This is a genomic window from Synechococcus sp. R55.7, assembly GCF_047461955.1.
Lineage (GTDB): Bacteria > Cyanobacteriota > Cyanobacteriia > Thermostichales > Thermostichaceae > Thermostichus.
In genome coordinates, this window is the sequence record NZ_JANSIC010000084.1 from 1 (window position 1) to 10,506 (window position 10,506).

Annotated in this window: 9 protein-coding genes and 1 pseudogene; 7 read left to right on the forward strand and 3 right to left on the reverse strand. The window is 59.2% G+C overall.

The features are described 5' to 3' along the window. Both NW820_RS06175 and chrA read left to right on the forward strand, forming a co-directional pair. A pseudogene (locus tag NW820_RS06175) lies at positions 1-410 on the forward strand (glycosyltransferase); the annotation flags it as partial. 102 nt (positions 411-512) lie between these two features. Beyond that, positions 513-1,784 (forward strand): chromate efflux transporter, encoded by a 1,272-nt coding sequence (gene chrA / locus NW820_RS06180; RefSeq protein WP_414406990.1) that lies wholly within the window; start codon positions 513-515, stop codon positions 1,782-1,784. Between the two features lie 74 nt (positions 1,785-1,858). On the opposite strand, the gene lgt is transcribed toward chrA, so the two are convergent. Beyond that, a complete protein-coding gene (lgt, locus tag NW820_RS06185; RefSeq protein WP_414350359.1) occupies positions 1,859-2,998 on the reverse strand; it encodes a prolipoprotein diacylglyceryl transferase in 1,140 nt (379 codons plus the stop codon). Positions 2,999-3,444: 446 nt separating this feature from the next. On the opposite strand from lgt, the gene NW820_RS06190 reads away from it, so the two are divergent. Continuing rightward, on the forward strand, positions 3,445-4,002 hold the full coding sequence (locus tag NW820_RS06190) for a molybdopterin-dependent oxidoreductase (protein WP_414406991.1): 558 nt from the start codon (positions 3,445-3,447) through the stop codon (positions 4,000-4,002). 5 nt (positions 4,003-4,007) lie between these two features. Beyond that, positions 4,008-5,216, forward strand: a complete 1,209-nt coding sequence (locus NW820_RS06195; protein ID WP_414390782.1) for a Coenzyme F420 hydrogenase/dehydrogenase, beta subunit C-terminal domain — start codon at positions 4,008-4,010, stop codon at positions 5,214-5,216. Positions 5,217-5,219: 3 nt separating this feature from the next. Here NW820_RS06195 and NW820_RS06200 read toward each other — a convergent pair whose 3' ends face one another. After that, positions 5,220-6,416 carry an aspartate aminotransferase gene (locus NW820_RS06200; RefSeq protein WP_414406992.1) on the reverse strand — a complete coding sequence of 399 codons (1,197 nt, stop codon included), beginning with the start codon at positions 6,414-6,416 and terminating at the stop codon, positions 5,220-5,222. Between the two features lie 160 nt (positions 6,417-6,576). Here NW820_RS06200 and der point away from each other — a divergent pair, with 160 nt between their 5' ends. The 3 genes from der to NW820_RS06215 all read left to right on the forward strand — a co-directional run bounded on the left by der (position 6,577) and on the right by NW820_RS06215 (position 9,789). Continuing rightward, complete coding sequence (gene der, locus NW820_RS06205) at positions 6,577-7,956, forward strand: ribosome biogenesis GTPase Der (RefSeq protein WP_011432890.1); 1,380 nt, start codon at positions 6,577-6,579, stop codon at positions 7,954-7,956. A gap of 23 nt (positions 7,957-7,979) precedes the next feature. Continuing rightward, the gene (gene smpB / locus NW820_RS06210) at positions 7,980-8,444 is read left to right on the forward strand and encodes an SsrA-binding protein SmpB (protein WP_011432891.1); all 465 of its coding nucleotides are present in this window, start codon (positions 7,980-7,982) and stop codon (positions 8,442-8,444) included. A gap of 91 nt (positions 8,445-8,535) precedes the next feature. Then, the gene (locus NW820_RS06215; protein ID WP_414406993.1) at positions 8,536-9,789 is read left to right on the forward strand and encodes a BMP family lipoprotein; all 1,254 of its coding nucleotides are present in this window, start codon (positions 8,536-8,538) and stop codon (positions 9,787-9,789) included. Positions 9,790-9,800: 11 nt separating this feature from the next. Here NW820_RS06215 and NW820_RS06220 read toward each other — a convergent pair whose 3' ends face one another. Next, positions 9,801-10,403 (reverse strand): glutathione S-transferase family protein, encoded by a 603-nt coding sequence (locus NW820_RS06220; RefSeq protein WP_414328838.1) that lies wholly within the window; start codon positions 10,401-10,403, stop codon positions 9,801-9,803. Positions 10,404-10,506: the final 103 nt, after the last annotated feature.

Consider the following 10,506-nt stretch of genomic DNA (forward strand, 5'->3'; position numbering starts at 1 on the left):
CCTTTCAGGCCTATGACCTAGCTGCCGAAGAGTATGTGGTGCTCCTACCGGAACTCTCGCCTGCAGAATATGCCGCCTACAACGCCCTGGGGGATATTTACCTGGATAGCCTCGGCTGGTCAGGGGGCAACACCACCCTGGAAGCCCTGCCCCACGGGCTGCCCATCGTCACCTTGCCCGGATCCCTGCTGCGGGGCCGCCACACCTACGCCATCCTGCAGCGGATGGGGATTCTCGATACCATCGCTCATAACCTCGATGAATACGTCCAGATTGCCAGTCGGTTGGGCTTGGATCCAGAGTGGCGAGAGCAAATGGGCCAGCAGGTGAAAGCACGTCAAGATCGCGTCTACCGGGATCCCGCGCCGATCCGCGCTCTGGAAGAGTGGTTGCGAAGCCTGAAGACCTGAGGGGGTAGTTTGGGTGAAAGGATAAACGGGCGAGTGTTGTCCTCTTGAAGGGATCCCGGACAGATGGCAGGATAGGCGGGGTTGTCTTGCCGGGCTTTGCCCATGTCTTCTGAGTCTGCTCCCGGTCAGTTCCCCAGGCCGGAAAACGCCCCCGACAACTTGCCCTCCCTTTCAACGCGCCTGAAAGAGATTGCCGTGGTATTCCTGCGGCTGGGATCCCTGGGTTTCGGCGGCCCCCAAGCCCACATCGCCATGCAACACGATGAGGCGGTGATCCGGCGGGGCTGGATGAGCCAGGAACAATTTACCGAAGGGGTGGGCCTATGTGAAATGTTGCCAGGGCCAGCTTCTACCCAGATGGGGATCTATGTCGGCTATGTGCGGGCAGGCTGGTTGGGGGCGGTGCTGGCGGGGATTTGCTTCATTGCCCCTGCTTTTGTGATCGAGGTGATTTTTTCTTGGCTTTACTTTCGCTTTCAGGGGGTGCCGCAGCTAGAGGGGATGTTTTTTGGGGTGGCCCCGGTGGTGATCGCCATTATCCTGGCCTTTTGCTGGAAAATGGGCCGTAAAGCTGTGAAGGATTGGAGCCAGGGGCTGATCGCGGTGGCGGCCTTTGCCCTGCTGCTGATTGGGGGGGTGAATATCCTGTTGCTGTTCGGGCTGGCGGCTCTGGTGGGGCTGCTGCTGTATGGGCCCAAAAAAGGCCCACTATCGGGGATCCCGATTTTACTCCCTTGGCCAGTATTGACGTTGGCCCAGACGGTAGTGGCCACGGTTCCACCGGAAACCCTTATCCTGAGCAGCTTTTGGGGTCTGGAGCGGATTGGTGCCTATTTCTGGCCTTTGACCTTGTTTTTCCTGAAAGTAGGCGGCGCCATCTTCGGGGGAGGGCTGGTGATCATCCCCTTCATCGCCGACGAGGTGGTGGATCAGTTGGGCTGGTTGACGCCGACAGAGTTCTTGGATGGGGTGGCCATTGGGCAATTTACTCCTGGCCCGGTGGTGCTGACGGCAGCCTTTATCGGCTACAAGGTGGCAGGGGTGCTGGGGGCCCTGACGGCAACAGTGGCCATCTTTGCCCCTTCTTTTGCCTTTATTTTGCTGGCAGCTCCGGTTCTGTTGCGCATACGGCACAATGCTTGGGTGAAGGGATCCCTGCAGGCAATTACCCCAACGGCTCTGGGGGCTGTTGCTGCGGCTACAGTGCCCTTGGCCCAAAATGCGCTGCTACAACAAACAACTCCCGCTTCGCTGGTGGCTTTGGGGATCGGGGTAGCGGCCTTCATTGCCTTGATGCGCTTTCGCCAGCCCACTTGGCTGTTGGTGTTGATGGGAGGGGGGGCGGGTTTGCTGGCCCGAGGTCTGCTGGCCTAAAGGTTTTGCTCCCTGGCCCTGCTTTCTCCTTGGGGGTGAGGGAATGACCCTGATTCAGCCTGATGGCCACGGCACTAACTGGCTTGGGCCAGCCCTTCCTCAGAGGGATCCCTGCCTTCCAGGCGACAAAACAGTTGCCGCATGAGCAGCTCCCGTTGGCCAAGAGACAGGTGAGGGGCAAGGGTGCCGGGAAAGTGGGGCATGGCGAGGGTGACACGATCCAACAGGTCGGCGCGGCGATGTCTCTGTTGAATAGCCCAAGCCCGTTCCAGAAGGTTTTGGGCTGCTTCTGGCGCTAATCCCGCTTGCTCCGATAACCACGCTGCCAGTTGTTCCAAATCGGGGTCGAAGCGCAGCCGGTACATGTAGATCAACATGCCGATCCCGATCACCAAGCCCAAGCCACTGGCTACATAGGCGGCTTTGATGGAAGTTCCCGGCAGATAGGCCACCGCCGACACGCGCAAGATTTCGTAGGGGATGCGGATCAGGCTATAGCCGACAACATAGGTCCAAACCCAAGTGCCATCTTTGAGTTTGGGAAAGCGCCAGAACATTCCCATCAAGAGGGCAAATAGAAGCAGGTTGAGGACGCTTTCGTAAAAAAAGATGGGGTGAAAAAACTCAAATTGGCTGTATTCCGGCTCGCGGGCTTGGGGAGGAATGTACACCCGCAGCGGCCAAGGGCTGTCGGGAGGAATAGGGGCACCGTAGGCCTCAGAGTTGAAAAAGTTGCCCCAGCGCCCGATGGCTTGGCCCAAAATCAACCCCGGCGTGAGCACATCGGCGTACTTCCAGCCGTTGATCCCGGTGGTGCGGCAATAGAGGTAAAGGGCAAGCGCGCCGGCCAACACCCCACCGTGGATGATGAGACCCCCCTGCCAAATGGCAAAGGCCGAGAGGGGGTTGTCTTGGAACTCTGACCAGTGGGTGAGGACGTAGTAGAGGCGGGCGCCCAGAAACCCAGATATTACCAACCACAGGGCCAGTAGCTCCACTCGTTCACTGGCTTTGCCAGGCTCTTTCTCTAGATGACGAGATTCTGCCAACGCTTTGGTCAAGATCAAGCCGACCAACACGGCCACTGCCATCAATAGGCCATACCAGCGTAGGCCCAGCCCTCCCACCAGCGGGGTGCCGGGGGGAAAGCGGAAGACAAATTCTCCCGGTGAGCTGAAGGTAAGGCCCAACAGCCCTGCACTCCATAGGTTCATCGACAACACGCTCTGCACCCCAAAATTGCTCAACTCAGTTCCACGAGTCGGCCTTATCAACCTCACCCGCTTGGGTTAGCGGGACGGAGTTCCTTCCGGGCTCTTCTCCCCTATCCCCGGCAGCCATTCACAGGCTCCAACAGGGATCCATTCTCCCCGATCCTGAAGCAGCGCCAGTCCTCGTTCCCGGTTGACCCGATCCTACAGGCCCGTCACGGACAAGATTCCACCCTAGAGCCCATACCTTTACCAAAAAGCTAGGTCCAAAGCCCCGCCCTTCCAGGACGGCTTTTGCCCTGTTAGACCTGCGATAAGATACACCCACGCTGGTCAGAGATGCCAAACTCCTCAAGGCCACTCCAGCGCAGTACCAAGCCTTGGATGACGGAGTACACCGGCCAAGTGGTGGGGCTGGATGGGGGCGACAGCAGTGGGCAAGCTGTGCCGTGTCTCCAGTCTTTGCGTTGTACCGAAAGGAGATGGAGGATGTCAACTGGACAGGGGTGTGGATCCCGGATGGGTTGCAGTTGGTATCCATTGCTCCTGAGGCCAAGGCGGTGATGCAACACTGTTATGGCGGCTACACCACCAACCTGACTCTGGAGGAGTTCATCCGCCCCGAAAACTACCTGGTTCATACCCTGGAAGGACAACCGCTCCCGGTAGGGCCGGTGCGCACTTTGATCCCTCACCCATATGCCTGGAGTTTCCCCCCTAAGATCAGCTGGGCTTTTGGGGGAGCAACGGCTACTACATGGGCGGTGAACCCTGGGCCGAAGAACGCTACAGCAATCTATAGAGGCTCTGAAATTTTGCGCTCCTTTAGCAGGGATCCCTCGAAGTTCTTTGCCGCTATCTGCCGTTTTGGCCGCAAACTGAAGAGAGCACCTTGGTTGCCGTTGCTGCGAACGCCTGAGGTGCCTGTGTCTTTAGATCTCAAAGAAAGCTTAAATAGCAAAGCTCAAAAGATCCATTGGACTCCATTCCGCTTACGCAAACACTAGAAATCATGGGATCCCGTTCACCGCGTCCAGCCCGGCCCATCCGTTCCGGCCGCTATCCGGCCAAAGAGCTGTGCAGCCAGTGCGGCCTCTGCGATACCCGCTACGTGGCCCACGTCAAAGAAGCCTGTGCCTTCTTGGACCAGCAACTGACCCAGTTGGAAGAACAGACCCACGGGCGATCCCGGGAATCGCTGCGCTCAGGATCCCTTGCCGTCACCGATACCGATTACTTCGGTGTCTACGAGGCGATGTACACAGCCCGCAAGCGGGATCCGATCCCGGGGGCCCAGTGGACGGGCATTGTCAGCAGCATTGGCATGAAGGCCCTCACCACTGGCTTGGTGGAAGGGGTGGTGTGCGTGCAGGCGGATGAGCGGGATCGCTTTCAGCCACGGCCCATCCTGGCCCGTACCCCCGAAGCGGTCTGGGCGGCGCGAGTTAACAAGCCAACTCTTTCTCCCAACTTGTCTGTGTTGGAGCAGGTGGAGCAAAGCGGCCTCAAGCGCCTATTGGTGATCGGGGTGGGCTGCCAAATTCAGGCTTTGCGGGCGGTGGAAAAAAAACTGGGCCTGGAGAAGCTGTACGTGTTGGGCACGCCCTGTGTGGACAATGTCAGCCGTGCCGGGCTGCAAAAGTTTCTAGAAACCACCAGCCGCTCCCCACAGACGGTGGTGCACTACGAGTTTATGCAAGACTTCCACATCCACTTCAAACACGAAGATGGCTCGGTGGAAAAGGTGCCCTTCTTCGGCCTCAAGACCAAAGAACTCAAGGACGTGTTTGCCCCCTCCTGCCTCAGTTGTTTTGACTATGTGAATGCTCTGGCAGATCTGGTGGTGGGCTACATGGGATCCCCCTTGGGCTGGCAGTGGCTGCTGGTGCGCAATCAGCGGGGGCAAGAGCTGTTGGACTTAGTCTGGGAGGAGCTGGAAACCCAACCGGTGATCTCGCAGGGATCCCGGCGGGCGGCAGTGCAGCAGGGGATCCCTGCCTACGACCAAGCCCTGAGTTTGCCAATGTGGCTGGCTCGCCTCTTGGGGGCGGCAATCCAGCGCTTTGGGCCGCGCGGCCTGGAATATGCCCGCTTCTCCATCGATTCCCACTTCACCCGCAACTACCTCTACGTGCGCCGCCACTATCCCCAGAAGTTGGAGCAGCACGTGCCCCCCTTTGCCCGGCGGATTGTGGAGCAGTACCAACTCCCGCAAGACTGAGGCTCAGCAGTAGCGGATCCCAGCTTCCGCCCAGCGATCGATAGCCTGACCTATGCGCTCGCAATCGGCAATTAGGCTAATCCGCACGTAGCCCTCTCCTCCCTCTCCAAAAGCGCTGCCGGGAGTCACCACCACCCCGGTGTACTCTAAAACCCGTAGGGCAAACTCTGTTGATCCCTCGGGGGTGCCATCAGCAGTGCGAGGGGTAGGGATCCAGAGATACATCGTCGCCCGTGGCGGCTCGATCCGCCAGCCCAACTCCGCTAGGCGGCCGATCAGATAGTCGCGCCGGCGGCGGTAGCGCTCTTGTACCTGCTCCAGGTAGCTATCCGGCAGGCGCAGGGCAGTTTCGGCGGCCTTTTGGATGGCGGCAAAAATGCCGTAGTCGAGATTGGTTTTCAGGGTGCGCAAGCTCTGGATGATCTGGCGATTGCCCACCACAAATCCCACCCGCCAACCGGCCATGTTGTAGGTTTTGGAAAGGGTATGGAACTCCACCGCCAAGTCCTTGGCGCCTGGGATCTGCAGCAGGCTGGTGGGCCGGTAGCCGTCAAAAGCCAGCTCGGCATAGCACAGGTCGTGCACCAGGATGAGATCGTAGCGGCGGGCAAACTCCACCACCTCCTCAAAAAAAGAGCGGGGCGCAACTGCCGCCGTCGGGTTGTTGGGGTAGTTAAAGTAGAGCACCCGCGCTTGCTGGGCCACTTCCGGCGGTATTTCTTGCAGATCGATCAACCACCCCTTCTGCGGGCGCAGCATCATCGGGTAGATCTGCCCGCCGGCAATCATGGGGCCGCGAAAATGGGCTGGATAGGCAGGGCTGGGCACCAACACCAGATCTCCGGGATCCACATAGGCCAGAGCCAGGTGGGTCAGCCCCTCTTTGGATCCCAGCAAAGGCAGCGCCTCTCCATTGGGATCCAGCTCCACCCCGTAGCGGCGCCAGTACCAATCCGTGATCGCCTGGCGGAAGCTGGCCGTGCCCTCAAAGGGCGGGTAGCCGTGGTGGGCGGGATCCGCAATGGCCGCCTGCGCCGCCTCCACCACCGGCTGTGGGGTGGGACCATCGGGGTTGCCCATGCCCAGATCGATCAAATCCAACCCCTGCTGGCGGGCGCGGGCCTTCAGCTCATCCAAGCGGGCGAAGACATAGGCGGGCAGCTTGTTCAGCCGCTGGGCGGGAACGAGAGCGCGGTTCATGGCAAGAATGGGGAAGGGGCACAGCCGGTGCCTGATGGGAGGATAGGTACCTAACTTACCGCCAGACCTGCATCCAAAGCAATGATCGAGATTGGCGGCTTTGGGCATCCGGGATCCCGAACAGCTAGGATAGATATCCCAAGTTATCGACGAGCCAACAGTGCCCCTACCTCTTGTGGCCATTGTGGGTCGCCCCAACGTGGGCAAATCTACCCTCGTCAACCGCATGGCGGGGGTGCGTTCGGCCATTGTGCATGATGAGCCTGGGGTGACCCGGGATCGTCTGTACCAGGAGGTGGAATGGAACGGGCGCCGCTTGCGGGTGGTGGATACCGGCGGCCTGGTTTTTGGCGACGACAGCGAATTTCTGCCCCACATTCGCCAGCAAGCGATGGCAGCCATGGCCGAGGCGCAGGCCGTGATCTTCGTGGTGGATGGCCGAGAGGGACTGACACCCGCCGATGTAGAAGTGGCCGATTGGCTGCGCAAACAACCCCTGCCGGTGGTGGTGGCCGTAAACAAGTGCGAGTCGGGGCAGATGGGCCTGGCTCAGGCAGCAGCCTTTTGGGAGCTGGGGCTGGGGGATCCGATCCCCTGTTCCGGCATCCATGGCAATGGGGTAGCCGAGCTGTTGGAGGCGGTGCTGGCTCACTTGCCCGAAGTGACCGCAGAAGCCGCAGGCGAGCCAGATCCCATCGCCGTCTCGATTGTGGGACGGCCCAACGTCGGCAAATCCAGCCTGCTCAACCGCCTGGTAGGATCCGAGCGGGCCATCGTCAGCCCCATTTCCGGCACCACCCGCGATGCCATCGACACCGTGGTCACCTGGGAAGGGCAGCCCTATCGCCTCATCGATACCGCCGGCATCCGCAAAAAAAACCGCGTGCAGTACGGCATTGAGTTCTTCAGCATCAACCGGGCCTTCAAGGCCATCCAGCGCTCGGATGCAGTGCTGCTGGTGATCGATGCTTTGGAGGGGGTTACCGAACAGGATCAGAGGCTGGCCGGGCGCATCGAAGAAGAGGGCCGCGCCTGCGTTGTCGTCGTCAACAAGTGGGATGCAGTAGAAAACAAAGATACCCACACCATCAACGAGTTCACCCGCGAGATTCGCGACAGGCTTTACTTTATTGAATGGGCGCCGCTCCTGTTTGTCAGCGCCCTCACCGGGCAACGCACCCACAAAATCTTTGAGCAGGTGAATACCGTGGTGGCCGCCCACCGCAAACGGGTTCCCACCGCTGTGGTCAACGAAGTGCTCCAGGATGCTCTTGCCTGGCAATCGCCCCCCACCAACCGCCAGGGCAAGCAGGGCAGAATTTACTACGGCACCCAGGTGGCGGATCGGCCCCCCACCTTTGTTCTGTTTGTCAACGATCCCGATTTGTTTAAGGATAACTACCGCCGCTTCCTGGAAAAGCACTTCCGGCAAAACCTGGACTTTACCGGTACCCCCATTCGCTTTCTCTGGCGCGGCAAATCCGAGCGCTTGGTTGGGCGGGCGGTGCGAAAATTGGAGAGATCCCTGACCTCTCGTTAGGCCCTCTGGTCTACTGAAAGCCTATGGCTGTGGATCCCAACGTCAAAACCCTGGTTGACAACCGTCGCGCCCGCTTCGAGTACGACATCTTGGAGACCTATGAGGCCGGGATCCAACTGACCGGCACAGAGGTGAAATCGATACGAGCGGGCAAAGCCAACCTGCAAGACGCTTTTGCCCTCTTTCGGGATGGGGAAGCATGGCTGCACAATCTGCACATCTCCCCCCATGACACCGCCAGCAAAGTGTTTAACCACGACCCTACCCGCCGCCGCAAGTTGCTGCTGCACCGCCGCGAGATCGACCGCCTACGGGGCTTGGTGGAACAAAAGGGCCTGACCGTGGTTCCCCTCAAGCTGGTGCTCAACCGCGGCTGGATCAAAGCCCATCTGGGCGTGGCCCGCGGCAAAAAGCTCCACGACAAGCGGCAGGCAATCAAAGAGCGGCAAACCCAGCGGGAGATTCAGCGGGAACTGAAGGAACGATAAATTTCTCCCTGAGCCCCTGCTGGCTTCCACGTCGTTTGCCAAGCGCCTTTTTGTATTCTCAGATACAGCGATCTGCAGCGGGATCCCGATGATGGATGTAGTCTTCCGGCTTTGGATCCCTGTTCTGTTGGAGCTGCCTGTGAACTGGAATCTTACCCGCGCTTTTTCTCCCTCGAGAGGCTGGGCTATTGGCCTGGCAGTCGCCGCTCTACTGGGATCCACCCCCACAACAGCGCAAGAGACCTTCAAAGTGGGCATGGTGCTGGTGGGGCCGATGCAGGATGGCGGCTGGAGCCAGGCCCATGTGGAGGGCAGCGAATACGTCAAGGCCAAGTTGCCCGGCCTCCAGTTTGATTACCTGGATAAGGTGAACCCGGCGGATCGGCCCAATGTGCGCGCCTCCCAGGTGGCGGATGACATGATCGCCCGAGGTGCGAAGGTTATCATCTTTACTTCCGATGACCACAAAGACGATGCGATTGAAACGGCCCGCAAGCATCCTGAGATCGCAGTTATCCATGCTTCTGGGGACATGGCCTGGAAGGAAGGGAAAAATTACATCGATCTGCCCAACTTGGCCAACATCATGCCCCAGATGGAAGCGATGCGCATGGTGGCTGGCTGTGCTGCAGCCCTGGGCTCCGAAACCGGCAAAATTGGCCTGTTGGGGCCTCTGATCAACGATGAAACCCGCCGTTACGCTGCTGCTGCTTACTTGGGGGCCAAATACTGCTGGGAAACTTACCGAGATCGTCCTGAAGAGTTGCAGTTCCGGGTGACCTGGATTGGCTTCTGGTTCAACATTCCAGGGGTTACTTTGGATCCAAGCAAGGTTGCCGATGACTTTTACAACAGCGGCTTTGATGTGGTGATGTCAGGGTTGGATACGCCGGAGGCGGCGGTACAAGGCAAGCGGGCTGCTGAGGCCGGAAAGCGAGTGCGCTACACCCACTACGGCCTGGCCAGCGGTTGCAACTTCGCGCCCGAAATTTGCCTGGGGGTTTCCTACTACAACTGGGGGCCAGGATACAAGCAATTGATTGAGGCAGCTCGCGCGGGCACCTTCGAGAGCCAATTCCTGCGTCCGCCCATCGACTGGTCGGATATCAACAACCCGGACACGTCTTCGGCAGGGTTCATCATGGGAGAAGCCCTGAAGCCGGAAGACAAGGCCAAGCTGGAGGAGTTTATTGCTGGCTTGGGGAATGGCAGCATTCAGCTCTTCAAGGGGCCGCTCAACTTCCAAGATGGCACGCCCTTCTTGGCTGAGGGAGATGTGGCCAGCGAGGTCGAGATTTGGTATCTGGGCCAGTTGCTAGAGGGCATGGAGGGAGCCAGCAATTAGGAGAAAATGTTTCATGCTCCGGGTAGGGGGAAGAAGCGGTCGGTTTCTTTCACCCGCTGACACCAGGCTCGGATCTGAGGAAAGGGCTTGAGGTCAAACCCGCCCTGCTCCGCCACATGGGTGTAGGTGAAAAGGGCGAGATCGGCGATGGTGTAGCGGTTGCCCACAAAAAATGCTTTCCCCTGCAGGTGGCCTTCCATGATCTCCAAGGCCTCTGTTCCAGATTTCAAGTTCTGGGCGATCGCGTCAGCATGGGCCTCTGCTTGGCCGGCCCGCACCCAGAAGCGAGTGGTGGCGATGTAGCGGGCAATGCGGGTTTGTTCAAAAAGCAACCACTTCAAAATCTCGGCCCGTTCCAACTTGTTTTGGCCGTAGAGGGGGGTGTCTTCTGCCAGGTAGACCAAGATCGCGGCGGACTCGGCCAAGACCGTTCCATCTTCCAGTTCCAAAGCCGGGATCTGGCCCAGGGGGTTTTTGGCCAGGTACTCGGGGCGGCGGTTTTCTCCGGCCCTGGAGTTGACTTCAACCGTCTCATAGGGGATCCCCAATTGCTTGAGGAGCAATTCCACTTTGTAGCAATTTCCGGAGGTTGGGATCCCGTACAGTCGCAACATTGTGGTTAACCTCAGCCCAAAGCACCTTACAAAGAACTTCGTCCTAACAACGCCAACGGCAACCCAATCAACAAAAACCCTCTGTCCCTAACACTTTTTTAGC